Here is a 1336-nt window from a genome sequence, read left to right on the forward strand (position 1 = left end):
CAGACGGCGGAGGACGGCGCGCACCGCCGCGTCGGCGGGGGAGCCGTCGGCCGCGCGGGCGGACAGGGCGGACGTCTCAGTGCCCCTCGGAGTGGGTCTCGACCGGACGGGTGTACTCGTCGCTGGCCGGGACCTCGGCGATGACGGCTGCCGCCATCTCGATCTGGTCGCCGTTGGAGAAGGAGACGGTGGCCGGCACCGAGGTGCCGATCTGGAGGTCGTCCGCACCGGGGAGGGTGGCGGTGGTCCGCTCGACGCAGAGGTCGTCCCCGCCGGGGACGGGCTCTGCGTCCTCCGCCGCCGAGACGATCAGCGAGCACCCGCGCTCGAGGGGCTGCGACTCGCCGATCTGCGCCTCGATCCCGTCGATCTCGAGACGGTCGAGGGAGATCGACTCACCAATGCCGGTCCCGGTGAAGGAGGCGACGAACCCGAGACGCGCCTCCCCCGTCTCGGGGAGGACCACCACGAGGTCGTTGACGTACAGCTCGCCCGCGGAACCCTGTCCACCGTCCACCGCGGCGACCTGACCGGCCGTCTGCGAGATCTGGCCGGCGCCACACGCGGACATACCGACGGCGGTACCCACGGCCAGGACTACGAGCGCGGTGCGGCGCAGGCCGGTGTTCGGTGAAGTCACGTCAGGCTCCTCGGGAGATGGTCGTTCTCAGGCCGGTCTCATCGTAGTCCACGGCCGGTCGTGACCGGCGCCAGAGTGCGCCCCTCGCACCCCCCGGATGCGCCGGTCGGGCCGTTCGGGTTGCTGACCTGCATAAACGGATAACCCCAGCGCTGAGGGCGTGCTAAGATGGCTCAGTCGAAAGGGGAAAGCCACTCATGGAGTTCAAGGTCGGCGACACTGTCGTCTACCCGCATCACGGCGCCGCAAGTATCCAGGCGATCGAGATGCGGACGGTCAAGGGCACCGAGAAGGAATACCTCGTCCTCAAGGTTTCACAGGGCGATCTCACGGTCCGGGTTCCGGCCGAGAACGCCGAGTACGTGGGCGTGCGCGACGTGGTCGACGAGGCGGGGCTCGACAAGGTCTTCGATGTCCTGCGTACCGAGCACGCGGAGGAGCCGACCAACTGGTCGCGCCGCTACAAGGCGAACGGCGAGAAGCTGGCCTCGGGGGACGTGAACAAGGTCGCCGAGGTCGTCCGCGATCTGTGGCGCCGCGACCTGGACCGGGGACTGTCCGCCGGCGAGAAGCGCATGCTCGCCAAGGCGCGGCAGGTGCTGGTCGGCGAACTCGCGCTGGCCGACCGTGCGGACGAGCACCGTGCGGACGAGCTCCTCGAGCAGGTCCTGGCCGCCGCGGCCGCGCCGGCCTGAC

Annotated in this window: 2 protein-coding genes; one reads left to right on the top strand and one right to left on the bottom strand. The window is 70.1% G+C overall.

What is annotated here, in order from left to right:
* Positions 1-76: 76 nt before the first annotated feature.
* Positions 77-640 (bottom strand): hypothetical protein, encoded by a 564-nt coding sequence (locus G6021_RS15010; RefSeq protein ID WP_182641627.1) that lies wholly within the window; start codon positions 638-640, stop codon positions 77-79.
* Positions 641-837: 197 nt separating this feature from the next.
* Between G6021_RS15010 and G6021_RS15015 the strand changes: the two genes are divergently transcribed.
* A complete protein-coding gene (locus tag G6021_RS15015) occupies positions 838-1335 on the top strand; it encodes a CarD family transcriptional regulator (protein WP_179524504.1) in 498 nt (165 codons plus the stop codon).
* The last annotated feature ends 1 nt before the right edge of the window (position 1336 follow it).

The organism is Dietzia sp. CW19 (assembly GCF_014145265.1).
Taxonomy (GTDB): Bacteria; Actinomycetota; Actinomycetes; order Mycobacteriales; family Mycobacteriaceae; genus Dietzia; species Dietzia natronolimnaea.

Coding starts and splice junctions, on each gene's coding strand:
- G6021_RS15015 (WP_179524504.1), top strand. CDS start 838: ATGGAGTTCAAGGTCGGCGACACTGTCGTCTACCCGCATCACGGCGCC.